This window comes from Nonomuraea aurantiaca, from assembly GCF_020215705.1.
Classification (GTDB): Bacteria; Actinomycetota; Actinomycetes; order Streptosporangiales; family Streptosporangiaceae; genus Nonomuraea; species Nonomuraea aurantiaca.
In genome coordinates, this window is the sequence record NZ_JAIWNB010000003.1 from 418,951 (window position 1) to 441,218 (window position 22,268).

17 protein-coding genes are annotated in these 22,268 nt (G+C 69.2%); 12 read left to right on the forward strand and 5 right to left on the reverse strand.

Features of this window, described 5'->3' with window-relative positions:
- Positions 1–248: 248 nt before the first annotated feature.
- Entirely contained in the window at positions 249–1,391 is a 1,143-nt protein-coding gene (locus tag LDL49_RS11430) for a L,D-transpeptidase (protein WP_225291024.1), read from the forward strand.
- 115 nt (positions 1,392–1,506) lie between these two features.
- On the opposite strand, the gene LDL49_RS11435 is transcribed toward LDL49_RS11430, so the two are convergent.
- Positions 1,507–2,919: a glycoside hydrolase family 6 protein gene (locus LDL49_RS11435; protein ID WP_225290946.1), complete on the reverse strand. Its 1,413-nt coding sequence runs from the start codon at positions 2,917–2,919 to the stop codon at positions 1,507–1,509.
- 410 nt (positions 2,920–3,329) lie between these two features.
- On the opposite strand from LDL49_RS11435, the gene LDL49_RS11440 reads away from it, so the two are divergent.
- Together LDL49_RS11440 and LDL49_RS11445 are read left to right on the forward strand one after the other, a co-directional pair.
- The gene (locus tag LDL49_RS11440) at positions 3,330–4,655 is read left to right on the forward strand and encodes a GH1 family beta-glucosidase (protein ID WP_225290947.1); all 1,326 of its coding nucleotides are present in this window, start codon (positions 3,330–3,332) and stop codon (positions 4,653–4,655) included.
- A 145-nt stretch (positions 4,656–4,800) separates the two neighbouring features.
- Entirely contained in the window at positions 4,801–6,132 is a 1,332-nt protein-coding gene (locus LDL49_RS11445) for an MFS transporter (RefSeq protein ID WP_225290948.1), read from the forward strand.
- Here LDL49_RS11445 and LDL49_RS11450 read toward each other — a convergent pair.
- The 3 genes from LDL49_RS11450 to LDL49_RS11460 all read right to left on the reverse strand — a co-directional run bounded on the left by LDL49_RS11450 (position 6,023) and on the right by LDL49_RS11460 (position 8,853).
- On the reverse strand, positions 6,023–6,526 hold the full coding sequence (locus LDL49_RS11450; protein WP_225290949.1) for a hypothetical protein: 504 nt from the start codon (positions 6,524–6,526) through the stop codon (positions 6,023–6,025). The two genes, LDL49_RS11445 and LDL49_RS11450, sit on opposite strands and share 110 nt — an antisense overlap.
- Before the next feature lie 17 nt (positions 6,527–6,543).
- Complete coding sequence (locus tag LDL49_RS11455) at positions 6,544–8,514, reverse strand: tetratricopeptide repeat protein (protein ID WP_225290950.1); 1,971 nt, start codon at positions 8,512–8,514, stop codon at positions 6,544–6,546.
- A 150-nt stretch (positions 8,515–8,664) separates the two neighbouring features.
- The gene (locus tag LDL49_RS11460; RefSeq protein ID WP_225290951.1) at positions 8,665–8,853 is read right to left on the reverse strand and encodes an FxSxx-COOH-like cyclophane-containing RiPP peptide; all 189 of its coding nucleotides are present in this window, start codon (positions 8,851–8,853) and stop codon (positions 8,665–8,667) included.
- A 270-nt stretch (positions 8,854–9,123) separates the two neighbouring features.
- Between LDL49_RS11460 and fxsT the strand changes: the two genes are divergently transcribed.
- On the forward strand, positions 9,124–11,661 hold the full coding sequence (gene fxsT, locus LDL49_RS11465) for an FxSxx-COOH system tetratricopeptide repeat protein (RefSeq protein ID WP_225290952.1): 2,538 nt from the start codon (positions 9,124–9,126) through the stop codon (positions 11,659–11,661).
- Between the two features lie 59 nt (positions 11,662–11,720).
- Here fxsT and LDL49_RS11470 read toward each other — a convergent pair whose 3' ends face one another.
- A complete protein-coding gene (locus LDL49_RS11470; RefSeq protein ID WP_225290953.1) occupies positions 11,721–12,953 on the reverse strand; it encodes an FxsB family cyclophane-forming radical SAM/SPASM peptide maturase in 1,233 nt (410 codons plus the stop codon).
- Between the two features lie 278 nt (positions 12,954–13,231).
- Here LDL49_RS11470 and LDL49_RS11475 point away from each other — a divergent pair, with 278 nt between their 5' ends.
- The 8 genes from LDL49_RS11475 (at position 13,232) to LDL49_RS11510 (ending at position 22,256) form a co-directional block, all read left to right on the forward strand.
- Positions 13,232–14,203: an arabinan endo-1,5-alpha-L-arabinosidase gene (locus LDL49_RS11475; protein ID WP_225290954.1), complete on the forward strand. Its 972-nt coding sequence runs from the start codon at positions 13,232–13,234 to the stop codon at positions 14,201–14,203.
- 21 nt (positions 14,204–14,224) lie between these two features.
- Positions 14,225–16,069 carry a rhamnogalacturonan lyase gene (locus tag LDL49_RS11480; RefSeq protein WP_225290955.1) on the forward strand — a complete coding sequence of 615 codons (1,845 nt, stop codon included), beginning with the start codon at positions 14,225–14,227 and terminating at the stop codon, positions 16,067–16,069.
- A gap of 86 nt (positions 16,070–16,155) precedes the next feature.
- A complete protein-coding gene (locus tag LDL49_RS11485) occupies positions 16,156–17,352 on the forward strand; it encodes a sensor histidine kinase (RefSeq protein WP_225290956.1) in 1,197 nt (398 codons plus the stop codon).
- Between the two features lie 16 nt (positions 17,353–17,368).
- Positions 17,369–18,031: a response regulator gene (locus tag LDL49_RS11490; RefSeq protein ID WP_225290957.1), complete on the forward strand. Its 663-nt coding sequence runs from the start codon at positions 17,369–17,371 to the stop codon at positions 18,029–18,031.
- 78 nt (positions 18,032–18,109) lie between these two features.
- Complete coding sequence (locus tag LDL49_RS11495; RefSeq protein WP_225290958.1) at positions 18,110–19,132, forward strand: LacI family DNA-binding transcriptional regulator; 1,023 nt, start codon at positions 18,110–18,112, stop codon at positions 19,130–19,132.
- 66 nt (positions 19,133–19,198) lie between these two features.
- Complete coding sequence (locus LDL49_RS11500) at positions 19,199–20,497, forward strand: ABC transporter substrate-binding protein (protein ID WP_225290959.1); 1,299 nt, start codon at positions 19,199–19,201, stop codon at positions 20,495–20,497.
- Positions 20,497–21,420 (forward strand): carbohydrate ABC transporter permease, encoded by a 924-nt coding sequence (locus LDL49_RS11505; protein WP_225290960.1) that lies wholly within the window; start codon positions 20,497–20,499, stop codon positions 21,418–21,420. Before LDL49_RS11500 ends, LDL49_RS11505 begins: the two co-directional genes overlap by 1 nt.
- Entirely contained in the window at positions 21,417–22,256 is an 840-nt protein-coding gene (locus tag LDL49_RS11510; RefSeq protein ID WP_225290961.1) for a carbohydrate ABC transporter permease, read from the forward strand. The genes LDL49_RS11505 and LDL49_RS11510 overlap by 4 nt, the downstream gene beginning before the upstream one ends.
- Positions 22,257–22,268: the final 12 nt, after the last annotated feature.

Sequence of the window (22,268 nt, forward strand, 5' to 3'; positions counted from 1 at the left end):
CCCCCGTCACAGCATGAAGCATGCGCTTGGTTGGTAATGGCTGTCAACAGATCTACGGGAGTGGCGATCACCCGCCCTCCGGATCTTGGGGGAGGCGCATGATCCCCCCGGCTAAGGGCAAAAGCCCTACGGTCCATAGGTAAAGACGATTAGAGTGAAATTTGACTACTTGTCAGGCACGGGAGGCATCAAGGATGCGGAACGGCCAGACCGGCGCAACGATATTGACCAGTACCCTCGCCTTGGCGGTGGTCCTGACCGCCGGATGCACCTCCAGCGGCGGCGCGCGTACACCTGGCGCCGCTCCCCAGACGACGCAGGGCCCGGTGGCGAAGGTGGCGATCACCCCCGCGGACGGGACCAAGAAGGTCGCGCCGGACACCGGGATCAGCGTCAAGGTCACCGACGGCAAGGTCACCCGGCTGGCCGTCGCCGACTCCAAGGGCCATGAGGTGACCGGCGCCGTGGGCACCGACGGGACCTGGCGCCCCCAATGGCCGTTGCGCCCCTCGTCGGCGTACACGGTCAGCGCCCAGGTGACCGGCACGGACGGCAAGGAGGTCACGACGCAGGCGAAGTTCACCACGCTGAAGCCAAAACGCGCGCTGGAGAGCGGCATGTCGCCGCTGGACGGCGAGAAGGTCGGCGTCGGTATGCCCGTCCAGCTTCTGCTGTCGCGCTCGGTGACCGGCAAGGAGGAACGGGCCGCGATCGAGCGAGCCCTGGTGGTCGAGATGTCCGAGCCGGTCGAGGGCGCCTGGAGCTGGGTGAGCGACCGGGAGGTCCAGTTCCGGCCGCGCGAATACTGGCCGACCGGGGAGAAGGTCAAGGTCGTCGCGCACCTGGCCGGCGTACGGGCGGGCGAGGGGGTGTGGGGCACCAAGGACCGCAGCCTGAGCTTCACCGTCGGTGCCAAGCACATCACCAAGGTCAACGCCCGCACGCACGAGGCGGAGGTGAGCGACGGGGACAAGGTCGTCAAGACCATCCCGGTCAGCCTGGGCAGACCGGGCGACGACAGCTATTCGGGCACCATGATCGCCCAGGAGAAGGCCGCGGACATCATCATGGACTCCGCGACCACCGGCCACCCGGGCGAATACCGCATCCCCACCAAATGGAACGTCCGGATGACCTACAGCGGCACCTTCTTCCACGCCGCCCCCTGGTCGACCGGCGCGCAGGGCAACTCCAACGTCAGCCACGGCTGCGTCAACGCCAGCCCGGCCAACGCCCGCTGGTTCTTCGAGTTCACCCAGCGGGGTGACATCATCCGGGTCAGCGGCACGTCTCGGAAGCTGCGGTTCGGCAACGGCCCGACGCCGTGGGCCAAGTCCTGGGAGGACTGGCTGGCCGGCAGCGCACTGGGCAAGCCCGTCAACGGCGGGTAGTCGTATCGGTCCGGCGGCGCACGCCCGGCGCCAGGTGAACCCCGGCCTGCCGTGGCCGGCCGGGGTACGTCGCCTTCCAGAGCTACTTCGGGGCTGTTTCGGGCCTACTTGACGGCTACGAGGTGCCGTTGATCAGGGCCATGGCCAGCTTGGGGCTGAAAGTTCCGGCCGGGATGCCCTGGCCCAGGTTGCAGCTGCCGTCGGAGTCACCCGGAACCTTGACCCAGAGGACGTACTCGGCGCCGCTCGTCTGCTTGGCGGGCGCGCTGCCCAGCTTGCGTCCGGGCGGGTTGCACCAGTTGTCCACGCCCGTCCAAGGGCCGTTGCCGTTGCGGCTGGTGTCGATCACGTACTTCTTGGCGCCGACGGTCCCGGACAGGTAGCCGTTGACCGCGACGGCGTAGCTTTCGGAGCTGGCGGTGGTGATGTAGTTGGACACGTTCACGGAGAAGCCGCGCGTGTTGGCGATGCCCGACTTGACCAGCAGCGGAGCCATGTCGGCGGCCGGAATCCAGGTGGCGTTGCCCGCGTCGAGGTAGACCCAGGCGTTCGGCGCCTGGGCGCTCAGCACCTGGGTCGCGTCCAGCAGCATCTTGTACTGGTCTTCCGGATCCTTGCCGATCTGGGTCACGCAGCCGGCGGCGGCGACGGCGTCGGGCTCCAGCACGACGATCGCGTGCCTGTTGCCGATAGCCTTGGCGAACTCGGTGATCCAGGCGTGATAACCGGCCGCGTCACCCGCGCCGCCGCCCGACTGGCCCGCGCACGCGTCACGGTTCGGGATGTTGTACGCCACCAGCATCGGCAGCTTGTCCGCGGCCTGGGCGGCGCCGACGTAGCCGTCCACGGCCAGCGTGAGGTCGGTGAACCAGCCGCCGAACCACTCGAAGATCGGCTTGTTGGCGATGTTCGAGCCGATGGCCGTCGCGTCGCTCGTGCCCTGGTTGGCGGCGACCCACTTGGCGGGGTTCGACTGGTTGTTGACGTACAGGGCCTTTGGCCGGGTCGTCTGCGTCTCCATCAGCGAGACGTTGTCGAAGCGGACCGTCGGCGTGCCGCCGGACCCGCCGAGCTGGAAGGTCACCTCGGCGGCGGTGTTGGTGGCGGACGCGGCCACGAACGGGATGCTGTAGCGCCTGCTGCCCGTGGTGAGCTGGACGGGCGCGGCCAGCGACTGGTTGGAGCTGGGCGTCGCCACGTACTGCACGGTCGTGGTGGCCTTGAAGGCCGTCGTGGAGTACGCGTCGAACGAGAGCGTGTAGCTCTTGCCCGCGTTCAGGGCGGTCGTGGTGGGACTGGTCACCATGGCGTCCCACGGGTTGGCGACGGCGGACGTCACGTTCACCCGCATACGGCCGGACTCGGCCGTGACCGTCGTCTGGCCGATCGCCCGCCAAGGGGCCGTGGAGCTGGTGAAGGCGCCGTTGCCGATCAGCTGGGCGGCGGCCGAGGCGGGCGGGGGTACGGCCAGGACGGCGGCCACGACCGCGGTTAAGGCTGCGGCGGCTTTTGCTGCGATAAATCGCACTAAATCACCTTTCAGTGGGGTTGTGGGGCACCCGGGGAGTCGGCGTGATCATTACTGATCACCCTAGATACGGTCAAGGGATCGCGTAGTGGTAAACATCCATCCCATCGGCCCTCTTCTCTCTGGGACAGGTGATGGTCTACCGTTTATGGGAGCGCTCCCAGGCAGGGGAGACACCGATCCGCACAGGTCAGGTGTGTTCCCAGGAGAGGGTTCGCCGCGACCACGCACCTGACGCCGAGGCCGCCTGCGGTAGTGGCAACGGCTCGGCGGATCGACGGCTCGACGGCCGATGCGGGCGGGAACATCGAGCCGGTGGTCACGACCTTTAGCCGGGCCGGTGGTCACGACCTTTAGCGGATTCCGCCGCCGGATCGCCTCGGCGGCATCATGGAGGGGGCCGTCAAGGCATGAGTTTTCTCTGGGGCGCGGCGACGTCCAGCTATCAGATCGAGGGCGCGTTCGCGGAGGACGGCCGGGGGACGTCCATCTGGGACACCTTCAGCCGCGTCCCCGGCAAGGTGCGCGACGCCGAGAACGGTGACGTGGCCTGCGATCATTACCACCGTTACGCCGACGACGTGCGCCTGATGGCGGAGCTGGGGTTGCGGGCGTACCGGTTCTCCGTCGCGTGGCCGCGAATCGTGCCGGAGCGCGGGGCGGTGAACCAGAGGGGCCTCGACTTCTACCGCCGCCTGGTGGACACGCTGCTGGAGCACGGCATCACCCCGTGGCCGACGCTCTACCACTGGGACCTGCCGCAGTACTTGGAGGACGCGGGCGGGTGGCCCAACCGGGACACGGCCTATCGGTTCGCGGAATATGCCGACATTGTGCATACGGCGTTGCGCGATCGCGTGGCGAACTGGACGACGCTGAACGAGCCGTGGTGTGCCGGGCTGCTCGGCTACGCCAACGGAGAGCATGCCCCGGGACGTCAGGAGCCGTCGGAGGCCGTCAAGGCGGTGCACCACCTGCTGCTGGGCCACGGCCTAGCCGTCCCCATCTTGTCCGGAAATATCGGCATCACGCTGAACATGTCGCACGTGACGCCCGCCACGGAGTCGGCGGCGGACGCGGACGCCGCCCGCCGGATCGACGGCATCCAGAACCGGCTCTTCATCGACCCGGTGCTGCGCGGCTCCTACCCCGAGGACGTCGTCCGCGACCTGGCGCCCCACAGCGCCTTCTCCCACGTCATGGACGGAGACCTGGCGCTCGTCTCCCGGAAGATCGACATGCTCGGGGTCAACTACTATTCCCCCGCCCTGGTGGCGGCCGGCGAGCCCGTACCCTCCGGCAGCACGCCGTGGATCGGCGCGGAGCACGTCCGCTGGGTGGACGGCGGCCGCAAGCGCACCACGATGAACTGGGAGATCGACGAGAACGGCCTGCTGCGACTCCTCCAGCGACTGCACAGGGACTACCCGCCCATCGACCTCTACATCACCGAGAACGGCGCGGCCTTCCCTGACGAGGTGAGCGAGGACGGCGCGGTGCACGACCCGGACCGTATCGACTACCTGGAACGCCATATCAACGCCTGCGCCGAGGCGGCTCGCCGGGGCGTGCCGCTCAAGGGCTACTTCGCCTGGTCCCTGCTGGACAACTTCGAGTGGACCCACGGGTACGGGCAGCGGTTCGGCCTCGTCCATGTGGACTTCGCCACCCAGAAGCGCACCCCGAAGGACTCCGCCCTCTGGTACGCGGCCCGCATCAGGAAGGGTGGCCTGTAGTTTGCCCCTTTGAGAGACTTCATTTCCGGCGCGGAGTGTAGATTACGAACCTGTATTCCGTTAAACCTGGTGGTTTTCGCCAGTGCACTGACCATTCCGTGGCCTTTGTCGCTTATTGTCCGGTCACCGGGGAGTACCAATAGAGGTGACCGACAGTACTGAGGGCGAACCGTCCATCAGGCGTCCCGACTCCGTCTGGCAGCGGGACTTCAATCTCCTGTGGAGTGGTTCGGCGATTTCGCAGATCGGCCTCATGAACGCCACCATGGCCGCTCCGCTGCTGGCTCTGTCCCTGAGCGGTTCGCCGGTGTTCGCGGGCTGGGTCACGGCCGCGGCGACGCTGCCGCGGCTTCTGCTGCACCTGCCGGTCGGCGCGCTGGTCGACCGCTCGGACCGGCGCCGGGTCATGATCGTCAGTCTGGTCGCACGGGCCGTGCTGGCCGCGCTGCTCACGGCGAGTGTGCTCGTGTTCGGTGGCTGGCCGGCCCTGCTGGTGGCGGCCGTCGCCGCGCAGGGCGTCTGCGCCGTCTTCTACAGCACGGCGGAGACGACCGCCGTCCCGCGGCTCGTCCCGAGCGTGCACCGGCCGCGGGCGATGGGCAGGAACGAGGCCCGCATCCACGCGGCCGGGTTGCTGGGCCGCCCGCTCGGCGGGCTGCTGTTCGACGCGTTCCGCTGGCTGCCGTTCGCGGCCGACATGCTTGCCTCCCTCGTATCAGTCCTCGCGGTTTTCAGAATGGATAAAAATCGGCTTAAACCGCCCATGGCGGATACACCGCTACGGTTCGCGCAGCTGGCCGGCGAGCTTTGGGAGGGCCTGGCCTTTCTGCGCAAGGACGGATTCCTGCCGCACGTGGTATTCGTCTGCACGCTGGCGAACTTCCTCTTCCAGACGCTGGCCCTGGTGCTGGTGCTGGTCCTCCACCAATTGCGTCTGTCGAGCCTGATGATCGGCTGCGTGGTCGCCGCCACCGGGCTCGGCGGAGTGCTGGGATCGTTCACGGCTCCCTGGCTCCTGCGCAGGCTGTTGCCGGAGCGGGCGATCGTCATGTGTGTCTGGGCGTGGCTGGCGCTGAGCGTGCTCCTCGCGGTGACCGACCACACCTCGGCGTTCTATGTCGCGTTTCTGCTGCCGCTGGCCTGGGGCGGGATCGGCTTCATGGGCGCGCACATCAACGTCGCCGTCTCTCTCTACCAGGCTGAGCACGTACCGGAGCACATGCTGGGCACGGTCACCGGCGTCAGCCGCTTTTTCTCGGGAGGCGCCGTGCCGCTGGGCGGGCTGGCGAGCGGCTACGTCGTCGCCGGTCTGGGCACCCAGGGAGCCGCCATCATCGTGGCCGTGCTCGTCGGGGCCCTCGCCTGGGTCATGGCTTGGGGAAGATGTCGTCGCTCAGCGCCCGCAGGCTCTCCTGAAGATCCACCTCGACCTTCTCCGCCGCGGCCATCGGGCTCCCTACAGACCGTGCATAACTGAACGCTTCGCTGGCGGCGTCACTCAGCTCCTTGATCTTCCGGTGCCGCTCCGGGGGGCACAGAGGCCACAACCGCTCGATCGCCACCTTCGCCGCCAGATATTCCGTCCGCACCAGACGGAGCTGGGCAGGCAGGTCCTCGCCGTCGAGGCGTGCGTTCCTGCTGCTCCGCATGTCGAGGGAGATGCCCACGGTGAGCCCGAGCTGCAGGACGGCCGTCTGCGCGTCCGCGAACGCCGTACGCAGTTCGCGGGCGCTTGCGTCCTCCCGCTCCGCCGCCCGAAGCTCCATCGCGGCCACGCGCGCGTGGCGGGCTCTGGTCCGCTCCGTCACCACCGACCAGGCGGCTCCGGACAGGGCGGCCAGAACCGCACTGCTCCCGGTGATGAGCGCCACCAAGGCCGTGTCCGGGATCAGGAGTCCTCCAGCAGGCGTTCGGCGATCCTGAGCTGGTCCTGGGGGAGTGGCGGATGCTGCGCCGACTTCGCCCGGTCGATCAGCCGAGCCGCCCCGGTGATGTCCCCGATGAGCTTGCGGGCCCGGGCGGCGCTCAGGAGCAGGGGCCCGCTGTCCTCGGTCTCGGTCACGGCGCCGTCGAGCTCCCTGCTCGCCGCTTCGGTACGTGACAGGGTGGCCAGCGCCAGTGCGCGGGCCACCCGGGTGGACGGCTGAGGCCGGCGGCTGCGCGACTGCTCGATGTCCCGCAACGCCGACTCCGCGTCGCCGAGATGGGCCAGAATCTCGCCCCGGGTCCGCCGCGCCTCCGGGGCGTCTCCCTCACGATCGAGCACGCCGCTCAGCACGGAGAGGGCTGCCCGGGGCTGGTCCGCCTCCCACAGCGCCTGCCCGAAGCTGGTCTGCACGAGGGGATCGTGGGGGACGCGGCTGACGGCGGCGCGCAGCTCCTCGATCGCCGTGCTCTGCCTGCCCTGGGCGAGCGCGATCCGGCCGACCGCCGCCAGCAGCCAGCCGACCGCTGTGCTGTCGTGAAGAGCCTCGTAGACGCCGGCCGCACTGTGGTAGCGCGTGATCGCCTCATCCAGCAGCCCTTGCTCGTAGGCGAGGTTGCCCAGTAGCGACTCGATCTCGGCCCGTGTCCGCATCGCCTCCGGCGGGCAGACGCGTGCGGCCTCCTGCGCGAGCCTGTGGGCCCGGTCGGGCTCTCCTTCGAAGTCTGCCTGTAAGGCGGCGCGCAGGAGGTGGGCCGAGCCCGCCGGAGGAGGCGGCCACTGTCCGGCATCGAGCCGGCGCAGCGGACCCAGCAGTCGTCGCTGGCGGGGCGCGTGCATGCGCAGGCCGTTCTGGTGGGGAGCCCTGATCAGGTGCCGGTCCTCCAGAGCGTGCACCACCGTGGCGGTGACCTTCGCGGGCGACCAGGCCCCCCTGCCGCCCTCGAAGAGGACCGCCCGCCGTAACCAGGCGTGCAGGCGGCTCGGCGACAGCTCATAGTCCGCCGCGACCGCCGCGAGCATCCGCGCGCAGAAGTCGCCCAGGGCTCGATCGACCTCGATGTCCGGCTCCGCGGCGGCGAATCTCTCGAAGGCCGGGGGATCCCCCCACAGGTAGGCCCCGACCACCTGCAGAAGAAGGGGGTCGATCGCGAACGTCCGCTCCCGCGCCTTGCCGGTTTCGTCCCTGATCGTACGGAGTTCGTCGAGCATCCCCTTGACCTGGTCCGGAGCGGACCGGTTGCCCGTGGCCTCCGAAGACAGGCGGATCACCTCGGCGGCGGTCTCCGGTGTGAAGGGACGCAGGCAGAACTCCGCGTACGCGTGCCCTCCGAAGCCCTTCACGACGCGCAGCAACTCGTCCAGGTAATCGGTGCGCACGGACAGGAGCAGACGCAGGTTCGGCCGCTCGTCCAGCGTCTCGAAGAGTTCGTCCAGGAAGCGGCATCGGTGGTGCTCGTTCGTGGACGCCTGCCGCAGGAACGTCTCGACCTGGTCGATGGCGGCCAGTGTCGGCTCGGGTGCGCCGTGCCGGTCGGTGCCTCCCCGTTTCCGCAGGAAGTCGTCGACGGACAGACCCGCGATGCGCGAGGGCGGCTCGTCCGTCCCCCACGACGAGAGCAGGGCGAGCACGTACGGATTGTGGTCGGGCAGGGCCGGGGTGGGCCACACGCGGGAGGACGAGGCGCGGCCGATCGGCAGCACGCGCTCGTTCGCCGATCGCAGCGCGGGGATGATGCCCGCTCGCAGCAACGACGTCTTGCCCGCGGCGGCGTCGGAATGCAGGATCGTCAGCCGATTGTGCCGCCACATATCGGTCAGTTCGGCGATCTCTTCGGTCCGCCCGAAAAACAGCGCCTCGTCGCGGGCGTCGAAAGGCCGGGCTCCGACGAAGGGGCCGTGTCGCGGATGGTGAGCCTCGGAGATTGCAGTCATGGGCGAGACCTCGATCGAGGAGGATTATGACGCCGTGGCCCTCAAGGGTGCTGCAATAGTACGGCATCCCCATCCGATGGAAACCTCTTCGGGACCGCCGAAATCAGAGAGGAGGCCCTTATCCTCGCCGATCTTCGCGCCTGATGAGGATCACTCCGCGCGCGGCGGCGCCATGCTGTTCTCGAATCGCGCGAATACTTCTTCTTCCCCTTGTCCGGGCTCGAGCAACTCGCGCAACGCCTGAGCGAGGACGGAGTCGCCGAGTCCTTCCAGGCTGGGGTGGGAGAGCATGGACACGTCGATGACATCGACCTGAAGACTGGCAACCTTCAGCTGCATGGGCGCTCCCTCATAGGCCGTGATCTCCCGCGCGCGAGGCGCACTCAACAGGGAAATATCACATTTATCGCTAAGCGCCTACCCTCCAAGCGTTGTCGCATTTATTGCCGTGCTGTATTCGCGGAAAGGGTAAACCGATAACGATCCACTTCTGCGAGCCCTATCCGCCCGCCATCCTGGCGACTATCGTCTTTACCTACCTCTCGCCTGACATTGCCATATACCTTTTTGCGATTCGCCTACGAGCCCAGCGGATGGAGGGCGGAACACGTGACGGAATCACAGCTGCCCGGCACATGGCCGACCACGGGTGGCTTTCCCACGGTGTGGAATGTCCCTCCGCGCAACAGGAACTTCACCGGACGCGAAGCCCTCCTCAGCAGGCTCCGTAGCGGCATCGGCGAACAGGTCACCGCGATGGTGCCGCACGCCCTGCACGGTCTGGGCGGTGTCGGCAAGACCCAGATGGCCATCGAGTACGCCTACCGGTTCCGTGACAGCTATGACGTGGTCTGGTACATCCCCGCGGACCAGCCCGGCCTGGTGCGATCGACACTGGCCCGGCTCGCCCCGCAGCTGGGAGTGGCCCCGGCGACCACGACGGGCATCGAGGAAGCCGCCAACTCCGTCCTGGAGGCGTTGCGTCGCGGCGAGCCGTATTCCCGATGGCTGCTGATCTTCGACAACGCCGACGAACCGGAGGACCTCACCGAGATCGTCCCCCCGGGGCCGGGGCACGTTCTCATCACCTCCCGCAACCATCGCTGGGAGAGCGTCGTCGACACGGTCGCCGTCGATGTGTTCCCGCGGGCCGAGAGCGTGGAGTTCTTCAAGAAGCGCATGCGCCGGCCGATCGCCGAAAAGGATGCCGACCAGCTGGCCGAAGCGCTCGGCGACCTCCCGCTGGCGTTGGAGCAGTCGGCCGCCCTGCAGGCCGAGACGGGCATGTCGGCCGATGAGTATCTGCGCCTGCTCGCCGAGCGGACGACCAGCCTGTTGAGCGAGGGCAAGCCGACGGAATATCCGCTCTCCATGACGGCCGCGTGGGGACTGTCCGTGGCCAAGCTCAGGGAACACCTGCCAGAAGCCATGGAGTTGCTGCGCTGCTGCGCGACGTTCGGGCCCGAGCCCATCCCGCGGGCGGTCTTCCGTCCGGTCGAAGGCCCGGTGCGCCCAGAGATCGCACATCTCCTGGCCGACCCCATCCGGTTGAGCAAGGCCATCAGCAGGCTGGGCAAGTACGCCCTGGTACGGATCGACTCCGGCACAGCGGGGGAGCGCACGCTGCAGGTCCACCGGCTGATCCAGGCACTGCTGCGTGAGGAGCTCACCTCCGAGACCCGGCACGAGATCCGGTCCGAGGTCCACTCCCTGCTCGTCGGAGCCGCTCCGAAGGGTCCCGACGATCCCGCGAACTGGTCGGTCTACGAAGGGCTGCTGGCCCATGTCGGGCCGGCCCGGGTGGCGGAGAGCCGCCGGGAGGACGTACGCGATTTCGCGCTCGACGTCCTGACCTACCTGAGCGCTTCCGGCAACCACCAGGCGACGCAGAGCCATGTCGAGACGTTCCTGCGGCAGTGGACCGCCGACTCCGGGCCTGAAGACCCGCACGTGCTCCGCGCGCAGCGGGCGCGGGGTGACCTGCTGCGTGGTCTGGGCCGCTACAACGAGGCATTCGAGCTCAATTCGGCCACGCTGGTCACCATGCGGCGCACGATGGGCAACGAGCACCGTGACACTCTGGCTCTTCTCAACGGCCTAGGCGCCGACCTGCGGGCCCGGGGCCTGTTCCTTGACGCGCGCGACCATGACGCCGACTCCGTGCGGCTGCACAAGTCGGTGCTGGGGGATGGCCACGTGCTCACGCTCCGCGCCATCAACAACCTGGCGATCGATTACGGCCTCACCAGCGACTACCGAGGGTCGAGGGCGCTGCTGGACGAGGCGCTCAGGACGGCGCAGCTGCCTGGCCAGGGCGTGAGCAGGGGCACTGTGCTGAATCTGTGGACCGGCCTGGGCCGGGCGGTCCGGCAGTGCGGCGACTATGTCGAGGCCTGCGACGTGGGGGAGGACGCGCTGGCCTACGGTCGTGAGCTGCTGGACCCCGACCATCCCCGCATTCTGCTCACACAGAAGGACCTCGCCATCGCCCAGCTCCGGTCGGGAGAGCTCGCCGACGCCCTCGAACTGGCCAGAGACGTGCACGCGCGCTACGTGCGTGTCTACGATCTCGACCATCCGGGCACGCTCGCCGCCGCCACCAGCCTGTCGAACTGCCTGCGCCACAACGGTCATCTGGAGGAGGCGCTCGTCCTGGCCTCCGACACCATGGAGCGTAACCCGAACATGTACGGGCCGGAGCACCCGTACAACTATGGCTGCGTCAGCAACGTGGCGCTCCTGCACCGCGTGCTCGGCCGGCCGCAGGCCGCGCGGGAGTTGAACGAGCAGGCGCTGGAGGGCCTCGAAAGAAGACTGGGCCGGGACCACCACTATGCCCTGACCGTCGCCGTCAACCTCGCCAGCGATCTCGCCGCACTCGGCGACCTCAAGGCGGCCTGCACGCTCGGCAAGGACACCCACCAGCGGCTGAGCAGGCTGCTCGGTGACCGTCACCCCACGACCTTGGCCGCCGCCGCCAACCTGGCCGCCGACCTGGCCGCGGCCGGGCATCAAGAGGAGTCCCAGGCCCTTTTCGAGGAGACGATGAGGCTCTTCGCCGAGACGCTGGGGCCGGAGCACCGGGACGCGCAGGTGGCCGGCGAAGGCCGGCACCTCGACTGCGACTTCGACCCGCCGCCGATCTAGCCAATCCATCGCCGGGCCGGCGGATCCACCGCCGCTCTAGCCGCTCCACCGTCGCGAGCTCATCGGGCGGGGCCCGCCGGGGCGGACCTCGCCAGGAGGGCCACGTCGTCGCTCACCACGTCCCGGATGTGGGTGATCAGCCGGTACAGGTCGCGGCAGTAGACGGACGGATTGCGGAACCCGCTGCCCGACCGGTAGCGATGCGGATAGAGCCCGCCGCCGCAGACCCGCGCGATCTCGCAGGACGCGCACTCGCCCGACAGCGCCCTGGCGCCGATCTGCCGGGCGGCGACGGACGGCAGGAGCAGCGCCGTGTCGAAGGAGTCGCGGAAGGTGTGCAGCGGGGTGCCCGTCGCGCCCTCGTACGCGGACTTGAGCGTGTCGACCTGCTCGATGCTGCCGTCCGTCTCCACCACCACGACCGCCACGGGTGACAGGCCGATCGCCTCGCTGCGCGACGGCCGGCCGAAGAGCAGCCGGATGATCTCGCCGAACAGCCTGATCTGCGTCTCACGCACGGGCGCCGCGTACCACCGGTCGAAGACGGCGACGAGCCAGTCGCCGTACGGCGTGGTCCAGCGTGAGTGACCCGGCGGCGGGGCGTCCCAGTTCCCGTGCGGCAGCAGGAAATCGATCATCGGCGGACGGAACTCCAGCAGCGCCTTGTACGTGACGACGGGGTCGTTGGCCAGGTCCAGCGTGCACAGCAGGCCGCCGAACAGGTGGCGGTACCCGGAGGCCGTCAGCCGTTCGAGCCCGGCACGTACCTCCGCGTGGGTGCCCTTGCCCGTCGCGCGGCGCCGGTGGCGGTCGTGCCCCTCGGCGTCGCCGTCCAGGCTGACTCCGACGTGCACGTCCAGTTCGGCGAACAGGCTCAGGAACGCCTCATCGAGCAGGACGCCATTGGTCTGCGCCTGCACCACGAGTTCGACCTCGCCGAGGGCCTCGCGCAGCGCGGTCACCGCGTAACGCGTGTGCTCGATGCCCGCCAGCAAGGGCTCGCCGCCGTGGAGGATGATCTCGACGCTCTTCAGGCCGTGCGTCGTGGCGTGCTCGGCTATGCGGCCGGCCACCCGGTCGATCGTCACGCGGGCCATTCGACGTGGTTGGCGGCGCCAGCCCTGGTCGGCCATCTCGTACATGTAGCAGTAGTCGCAGGCCAGATTGCAGCGGCTGTGCAGCTTGAGAATGAACTGCCGGAACGGAGTCGGGCGCCATCCCTGCTGCAGGAGTTCTTCCACGTTGAGATTCGCGGGCCATTCGGCATCGCTCGACCCGGCGTCCTCTGCCACGCGGATCAGCTCCCCGTCGGAGATTGTGGGCGGTATGTCGCCCGGAAACCGGGATTCCCGCTAGAGGTGATCATCAAACGTGTGAGTGCGGGCCGGCCGCCTGTCCGTCGGCCACGCTGCGATCACGGGTCTCCGGCCGGGTGAACGTTTCACCGGCCACACCTGAGCTGACCCGGTAAGACCCGGAGGGCCCGCGCCCGTGCCTTGACGGTCCCCGTACGGCCGAGAAGACTCACCGGCGATCCCCTCAAGTGTTAGCGATAACAGCGAGGTGGCACATGGCGCGCCCCATCGTCTCCCTGGTGACCGTGCTGGTCGTGGCGATGGCGGCGGCGGTGATCGCCGTCCGTCCGGCCGGTGCGGCCGCGTATCCCAATCCCGGGTACGTGACCGGCAGCATCGGCGTGCACGATCCGTCGGTGGTGAAGACGTCGAGCGGTTACCTCCTGGCCAATACCGGCGACAACATCGCGCTCAAGACGTCCACCGACCGCACGGCCTGGCGGGACGCGGGCGTGGCCTTCCCCGGCGGCGCGTCGTGGACGCTGCCGTACACCGGGGGCGGCGCCAGTCTGTGGGCGCCGGACATCTCCCGTCACAACGGCAAGTACTACATGTACTACGCCGCCTCCACGTTCGGCTCCCGCAACTCGGTGATCTTCCTGGCCACCAGTGCCACCGGTGCCTCGGGTACCTGGGCCAACCAGGGCCTGGTCATTTCCACCATCTCCTCCAGCAGCTACAACGCGATCGACCCCAACCTGGTCACGGACGCCGCCGGCAACTGGTGGCTGTCCTTCGGCTCGTTCTGGACCGGCATCAAGCTGATCCCGCTCAACTCCTCGACGGGGCTGCGTAGCGGGAGCGCGCTCTACTCGATCGCGCAGCGCACCGGCGGCAGTACGGCCGTGGAGGCGCCGTTCATCTTCCGGCACGGGTCGTACTACTACCTGTGGGTCTCGTTCGACCTGTGCTGCCGGGGCGCGTCCAGCACCTACCGGATCATGGTCGGCCGGTCGACCAGCGTCACCGGCCCGTACGTGGACCGCAACGGCACCGCCATGACCTCCGGCGGCGGCACGCAGGTCCTCGCCGGGCACGGCGGTGTCCACGGGCCTGGTCATCAGGCGGTGATCGCGGACAGCGACGCCGACGTCCTCTTCTACCACTATTACGCCGACAACGGCGCCTCGCTGCTGGGCATCAACCTCATCGGCTACGACAGCGCGGGCTGGCCCTACGTCTACTGATCAGGTTCGAAAGGAGCAGGCATGCTTCCCGCGCGACGACGCCCCATCTCTCTCGTGATCGCCGTGGTCCTCGCCCTGGCCGGAACCATGGACGTCGGCACCGCGTCAGCCGCCGCCGCGGCCAGGCAGGTGGAGAACCTGGATCGCGGCCTGATCAGCGTCCATTCCGGCAGCGGCAACCTGGTCTCCTGGCGGCTGCTCGGCGGCGAGAGCATGAGCACGGGTTTCAACCTCTATCGCGGCACGACCCTGCTGACCTCATCGCCCATCACGAACTCGACGAACTACCTGGACTCCGGCGCCGCGGCGACGTCCACGTACACCGTGCGGGCGGTGGTCGGCGGGGTGGAGCAGGCGCCCTCCGCGGCGGCGACGCAGTTCGCCAACGGGTACCTGGACGTCCCGATCCAGCGGCCCGCCGGCGGCACCACGCCTGACGGGGTCGCCTACACCTACAGCGCGAACGACGCGAGCGTGGGTGACCTGGACGGTGACGGCCGCTACGAGTTCGTGCTCAAGTGGGATCCGTCCAACGCCAAGGACAACTCCCAGTCCGGCTACACCGGCAACGTGTACGTGGACGCGTACCGGCTGAACGGGACCCGGCTGTGGCGCGTCGACCTGGGCCGCAACATTCGCGCGGGGGCGCACTACACCCAGTTCCAGGTGTACGACTACGACGGCGACGGCCGGGCCGAGGTCGCGATGAAGACCGCCGACGGGAGCGTGGACGGCACCGGCAGGGTCATCGGTTCGGCGTCCGCGGACTACCGGAACTCCTCCGGCTACGTCCTGTCCGGGCCCGAATTTCTGACCATGTTCAACGGCCAGACCGGGGCGGCCATGTCCACCGTCACCTACAACCCGCCGCGCGGGACCGTGTCCAGCTGGGGCGACTCCTACGGCAACCGGGTCGACCGGTTCCTGGCCGGCACGGCGTACCTGGACGGGCAGCGGCCCAGCCTGATCATGGCGCGGGGCTACTACACGCGTACGGTGATCGCCGCGTGGGACTTCCGCAACGGAGCGTTGACGCAGCGATGGACGTTCGACTCCAAGGTGTCCGGCTCCCAGTACGAGGGGCAGGGCAACCACCAGCTGTCGATCGCGGACGCCGACGCCGACGGCAAGGACGAGATCATCTACGGCTCGGAGGCGATCGACGACAACGGGAGCCCGCTGTGGAACACGCGGCTCTTCCACGGTGACGCGCTGCACGTCGGCGACCTGATCCCGGCCCGCTCCGGCCTGGAGGTCTTCAAGCCGCACGAGAACACCAACCAGCCGGCCACCTCGATGGTCGACGCCCGGACCGGCGCCGTCATCTGGACGAACCCCTCCTGCGGGTGCGACAACGGGCGCGGCGTGTCCGACGACGTGTACGCGGGCAGCGCGGGCGCCGAATCGTGGTCGGCGGCCGTCTCGGGGCTGTTCAACACCTCCGGCGCGAACATCGGCCGCAAGCCGGGCTCGATCAACTTCCTCGTCTGGTGGGACGCCGACCCGGTCCGCGAGCTGCTCGACGGCACGCACATCGACAAGTACGGCACCGGCGCCGACACCCGCCTGCTCACCGGTTCGGGCGTGCACGCCAACAACGGCACCAAGTCGACCCCCTCCCTGTCCGCCGACATGTTCGGCGACTGGCGCGAGGAGGTCGTCTGGCCGACGACCTCGGAGACGGCGCTGCGGATCTACAGCACCCCCATCGTGACGACCCGGCGGCTGTGGACCCTCATGCACGACCCGCAGTATCGGGTGGCGATCGCCTGGCAGAACACCGCCTACAACCAGCCGCCGCACCCGAGCTACTTCATCGGGAACGGCATGTCCACCCCGGCACAGCCGGACATCTACGCACGCTGACAGCGGCCGGCTGTGCAACTTCCGTGGCAGGTGATGTACAACCCCGGTTTGATGCGCCCCGGCCGGTCCCGGAGTTAGCGTGGCGGATGCCCATCAGCGCCGCATCACTCGTCCGGCGAGTGTCCGCGGTCAACCCCCTGCTCCTCGACGGCGCCCTGGCCCTGGCGCTGGTCGTCGGGACCTGGCTGTGGGAGCTGTACGACCCGGGCAAGGGGCGGCCCCCGGACACGCTGTCGCTGTCCCTGACCGTGCTGGTGAACGCGCCGCTGGCAGTGCGCAGGCGGGCGCCCGTCGCCGTCCTGGTGGTCTCCACCGGGGCGGCGCTGGTCTACCACATGCTGGGCTACCACCTCGGGCTCAACAGCATGGGGCCGCTGGTGACGCTCTACACCGTCGCCGCCCACCGGTCCTGGGCGTTCACCCTGGCCGGGACGGCGCTGATCGTGACGGAGTGGACGCAGGCGTCGGTCCGCCAGCCCGACGTCGCGCTGTGGTCGGCGTTGGGGCAGTCGTTCCTGGTAGCGGTCTACGCCGTGGGCGCGGGCACGAGCACGCGGTTGCTGGCCGAACGTACCCGGCAGCTCGCCGTGCTGGCCGCCCAGCTCCACCGGGAGCAGGACGCCGCCGCCCGCCGCGCCGTCACCCACGAACGGGTGCGGATCGCCCGCGAGCTGCACGACGTCGTCGCCCATCACATGTCGGTGATCTCCGTGCAGGCGGGGCTCGGCCGCTACGTCGCCCTGTCCGACCCGGCCACCGCGCACGCCACGCTGGGGGTCATCGCCGACACCAGCCACGAGGCGCTGGCCGAGATGCGGCGGCTGCTGTCGATCCTGCGGATCGAGGCCGACGACGAGGACGAAGGGCTCTACACCACGGCCCCCGGCCTGCAGAGCCTCGAACCCCTGGCGGAGCGGATCCGCGCGGCCGGTCTGCCGCTCACGGTGATCGTCGAGGGAGAGGCCAGACCGCTGCCGCCCGGCCTGGACATGTGCGCCTACCGCATCGTCCAGGAGTCCCTGACCAACGTGCTGAAGCACGCCGGTCGCGCCCGGGTGGAGATCCGGGTGACGTACGGCCCCGCCACGCTGGCCCTTCGCGTGACTGACGACGGCGCCGCGCCCACCGGGAGCTCCCGGTCCGGCGGTCACGGGTTGATCGGCATGGCCGAACGTGTCAGGCTCTACCAAGGGAAGATCAGCGCGGGGCCGCTGCCACCGGGTGGGTTCGAGGTGCTGGCGGTCTTTCCGCTGCCACCGCCCGACGATGATCCGCCAGACTGACTCCCGAAGCAGGCCGATGATCAGAGTGCTCGTGGTCGACGACCAGGTGCTGATCCGCGCAGGTTTGGCCGCGCTGCTGCGCGCGGCGGGCCTGGAGGTGGTGGGCGAGGCCGCCGACGGGGAGGAGGCGGTGCGCCTGGCCGCCGAGGTCAAGCCCGAGGTGATCCTGATGGACATCCGGATGCCGGGCATCAACGGCATCACGGCCACCGAACGGATCCTGGCCGCCGCCGAGGGGGCGCCGCCCAAGGTGCTCATCCTGACCACGTTCGACCTGGACGAATACGTCTTCAACGCGCTGCGGCTGGGCGCCAGCGGCTTCCTGCTCAAGGACACGCCGCCCGAACGCCTGATCGCCGCCATCCACACGGTCGTCTCCGGTGACATCCTGCTGGCCCCGGTCGCCACCAAGAGGCTGATCGAGGCGTTCGTCGACCCGCCGCCGGTCGCCGAGACTCCGCCACCGGCTCTCGACCGCCTGACCAGCCGCGAGACCGAGGTGCTCGGCCTGGTCGGTCACGCCCTGTCCAACAAGGAGATCGCCGAGCGGCTGTCGGTGAGCGAGGGCACCGTCAAGACCCACCTCAACCGCCTGATGGCCAAGCTGGGACTGACCAGCCGCGCCCAGGTGATCGTCCTGTCCTACGACTGCGGCCTGGTGAGACCAGCCTCGCGTTAGCCCGTTTGACAATCCCCCTCTTGACACTGTGAGGCGCTGATGGTTTTGTGCCTCATACGTATTAGAAGGGCCCCCAACATGCGACGCAGGCCGAGTCAGCGGGACATCGCGCGAGTCGCCGGGATCTCCCAGGCGACGGTGTCCATCGTGCTCAACGGCAAGGCCGACGAGCACGGCATCGCCGCGGCCACCCGGGACAAGGTCCGTGAGGCCATGCGAGAGCTGGGCTACGTGCCGGACGTGGCGGGGCGGTCGCTGCGGGGCGGGCGCAACGGCCTGATCGGCGTGCACACCTACGAGCGGGTCTTTCCGGTACGGACGGACGACTACTACCACGAGTTCCTGGCGGGCATCGAGGAGAAGGCCGTCGAGATGGGCCAGGACCTCGTGCTGTTCGCCTCGACCCAGCGGGAGGACGGCACCCGCAGCATCTACGGCTCCGGCGGCAACCGGCTGCGGCTCGCCGACGGGGCGATCATCCTCGGGCTGGAGCGCAGGGACGAGGAGCTGAGCCGGCTCGCGGCGGAGGGCTTCCCGTTCGTGTTCATCGGGCGGCGCGACGTGCCCGGCGCGCAGGTGCCGTACGTGGCGGCCGACTACGCCACGGCGATCGCGGGCGTGGTGGACGAGCTGTCGTCGTACGGACATTTGCGGGTGGGCTATCTGGGGGGTGTGCTGCGCCGCGGCCCGCAGGAGGAGCGCCGGGAGGCGTTCGGCCAGTTCGCCGGGCGGGCCCGGCTGGGGGCGCCGGAGGCGCTGCTGGCACCCGAGGCGGTGACCGGCGGCCGGCTGCGGGAGCTGCTGGCCTCGGGGGTGACGGCCCTGGTCGTCGAGAGCTTCGAGCTGGCCTCCGCCGTCGCCGCCGCGGCGGCGGGAGAAGGCGTGCGCATACCCGGCGATCTGTCGGTGGCCTGCCTCGATCTGCTTCCGGAGACGGGCCCGACCGCCGGGTGGAGTCACATCGCGGTGCCCAGGCGGGAGATGGGCGCGCGGGCGGTCGGCCTGCTGCTCGCCCTGCTCGACGGCCGGATACCGGCGGACCGGCACGAGGTCGTGGCCTGCGCGCCGCTCACGCCGGGCACCATCGGCCCACCTAGATAACTCCCCGTAACCCCTTCACCCCTGACAGACGCGTGGTGGAAATTTAATACGAATTAGGAGACGATCATGAAGAGCAGATACGGCTTGTGGGCCGGACTCGCGCTCGTCGCCGGGTGCGGCCTGAGCGGCGGCGGCCCCGCCCAGGACACCGCGAAGCCCGCGGACAACGCCATCGCCGTCTGGTTCCCCGGTACGAACCAGACCGAGATCGACCTGGTCACCAAGACCATCGTGCCGAGGTTCGAGAAGGAGACCGGGGCCAAGGTCAAGGTCACCTTTCTCGACTGGCCGGACCTGTCGACCAAGCTCAACGCCGCCTTCGCCGCCGGGACGGCCCCCGACGTCTTCGGCCACGGCCCGGCCGCCGTCGCCGACTTCGTGACCAACGACCGGCTCGAACCGCTGACGGCCGACGTGGCCAGACTGAGCGCACAGGACCGGGAGGACCTGGCGAACGCCCTGCCCGGCGGCCAGGTGGGCGGCACCCAATACCTGATGCCGCTGTCCATGCAGGGCAACCTCATCGCCTACCGGGCCGGCGACTTCACCAAGGCCGGGCTCGACCCCGCCAAGCCGCCCGCCACCTGGGAGGCCGTCAAGGAGGCCGCGAAGAAGCTGACCAAGCGCGCCGGCGGCAAGATCACGCATGCGGGGCTCCTGCTGCCCAGCCACCCGATCGGGCGGCAGCAGACGTTCGCCGGCCTGCTCGGCTCCGCCGGCGGCGAGCAGATCAGCGCCGACGGCAAGAACGTCGCGTTCGACTCGCCCGCCGGGATCAAGGCCCTCGACTACTTCGTCTCCGTCTACCAGGGGCCCGACGCCGTGGCGAACCAGCTCGGCGTCAACTACCAGGACATGCCGATCGCCCAGCAGCCGCTGGTCACGGGAGACGCCTCGATGACCGTGCTGGCGCCGCAGATGGTTCAGCAGGTGGTCAAGGCCAGCCCCGATCTCGACGTACGGGTCATGCCGGTGCCCACGTTCGAGGGCACGGCCCAGGGCGTCGCCGTCGGCGGCGCGGGCCCCGGACTGATGATCAACAAGGACAGCCGGCAGAAGGACCTGGCCTGGAAGTTCATCTCGTACATGATCTCCCCGGCGACCAGCCTGGAATACACCCAGGGCATCGGCGCCATCCCGGCGCGCGTCTCGGCCTCCGACAGCCTCTACGTCAAGAGCAGCCCGGTCATCCAGGCTTTCGTCGCGCAGGCCGCCCACTTCCGCCCCAACCCCAACGTGCCGGGCTGGACGCAGATCCGCGACATCATGGCCAAGCACCTGGAGCAGGCGCTCAACAAGAAGGTCGACTCCGCCCAGGCGCTTCGTGAGGCCGCGGCCGAGGTCAAGAAGATCCTCAACGGCTGATGGCCACACTCACCGAGGCCCGGCCCCGGGACGCGCGCGCTCATCGCGCGCCTGCCCGGGGAGGGCGGTCGCGCCGCTGGGTGGGGGTGCTGTTCGTCCTGCCCGCCGCGCTCTACCTGATCATCTTCCAGCTGGTGCCGGTCCTGTACGGGCTCGCGCTCAGCTTCACCCGCTACAGCCCGTTGAGCCGGTCCGGCCCGCAGCCCGTGGGCACGGACAACTACGCCAGGCTGCTGGCCGACCCGGAATTCGGCCAGGCCCTGATGGTCACCGGCAAGTACGTGCTGATCGTCCTGCCGATCACGGTGGCGATCGCGCTCGGGCTGGCGCTGCTCGCCAAGCAGTCCTTCCGCGGTGTCGGGCTGTTCCGCTCCGCCCTGTACGTCCCGCACATCGTCTCGCTCACCGCGGTCAGCATGGTGTGGCTGTGGATGTACTCCCAGCACGGCCTGTTCAACGAGATCCTCGCCCTGCTCGGCCGGCCCGGGCAGAGCTGGCTCCTGGAGGAGGGCTCGGCGCTGAACGCCGCCTCCGCCATGCGGATCTGGAAGGCCCTCGGCGCCAACATGGTCCTCCTGCTGGCCGGCCTGCAGTCGATCCCCAGTGTCCTGTACGAGGCCGCGCGGGTGGACGGGGCCGGGCGCCGGGCCGCCTTCCGCCACGTCACGCTGCCGGGGCTGCGGCCGATGCTCACGTACGTGATCGCCATGGACATCGTCTTCCTGGCCCAGGGCTTCGCTGAGATCTTCGTCCTGACCAGGGGCGGGCCGCTCGGCAGCACGACGACGGTCAACTACCTGATCTACACGGAGGCCTTCCAGTACAACCGGTTCGGCAGCGCGTCGGCGATGGCGTTCGTCCTGTTCGCCGTCATCATCGCCTTCGCGTTCCTGGCCGTCCGCGGTGTCGGGAGGCGCTCATGAGAAGCAAGGCGGCCCTGGCCACCGCGTCCGTCCTGGTGCTCATGCCGTTCCTGTGGATGATCAGCCTGGCGTTCACCCCCGAGCGGGACGCCTTCGGCTCCATCGGGCTGATCCCCGCGCACCCGACCCTGACCAACTTCACCACGGCCGTCACCGACGCCCGGCTGGGCGCGGCCATGCTCAACTCCGCGCTGGTCACGGCGGTGGCGATGGTGACCAACTGCCTGGGCGCGGTCGCCGCCGGCTACGCCTTCGCGCTGCTGCCGTTCAAGGGCGCCACCGCCCTGTTCTACACGTTGGTCTCCACCGCGGCGATCCCCGTCTCCGTGACGCTGATCCCGCTGTTCCTCATGGCCAAGAGCATGCCTCTGGCCGGCGGGAACGACCTCACCGGAGTCGGCGGCACCGGCCTGCTCGACACGCTGGGCGGCGTCGTGCTGCCGTACCTCGTCCTGCCGATGAACATCTTCCTGGCCAGGCAGTACTTCAGCACCGCCGACCCGCACCTGGCCGAGGCCGCCAGGATGGACGGCGCGGGGGAGTGGCGGGTGTTCTGGCGCATCTACTTCCCGCTGGCCCGCCCGCTGGTCGCGGTCATCGCGATCTTCTCCTTCACCGCGGTCTGGGACGACTTCCTCTGGCCGCTCGTGGTCACCTCCTCGCAGGAGACCCAGACCGTCCAGCTCGCCCTGGCGCGGTTCCTGTCCACCGGCAACGTCCAGTACGGCCCGCTGATGGCCGGTGCCGTGCTCGTCACGCTGCCGGTCATCGCCGTCTTCCTGTTCAACCAGCGCGCCTTCATCTCCGGGCTCACCGACGGCAGCGTCAAGGGCTGAGCCCCGCCCTCT